1 protein-coding gene is annotated in these 274 nt (G+C 29.6%); it reads right to left on the reverse strand.

Annotated elements, in window-relative coordinates; all coding sequences use genetic code 11:
* Positions 1 to 274, reverse strand: a 274-nt coding sequence (locus SB772_RS40795; RefSeq protein ID WP_410838623.1) for a hypothetical protein, incomplete at both ends; no start/stop codon positions are given.

The following is a 274-nucleotide window of genomic DNA, read 5'->3' on the forward strand; positions in this document are numbered from 1 at the left end:
CCTTTGTTTGAGAAAACGTATACTTTCTTCCTGTTGGATGTAATTGAATAGATAGTATATCGAGTCTAATTCTACATGAGCTTCGCTGCCAAGAAATAACTGATTAATGCCTAATTGATCAACGAACTTATTTTCGTCAAAGGTTAAAGATTCAAAATTATCACTATTTTCTTCAAGATAAGTGAAGAAAAAATTATGAGAATCCTCAGGAATAAAATCTTTTGCAGTATTTCCTCTTTTAGGAGAATTTACATCATCATATAATTTTGTTATG

Source organism: Paraburkholderia sp. SIMBA_030, from assembly GCF_046535245.1.
Lineage (GTDB): Bacteria > Pseudomonadota > Gammaproteobacteria > Burkholderiales > Burkholderiaceae > Paraburkholderia.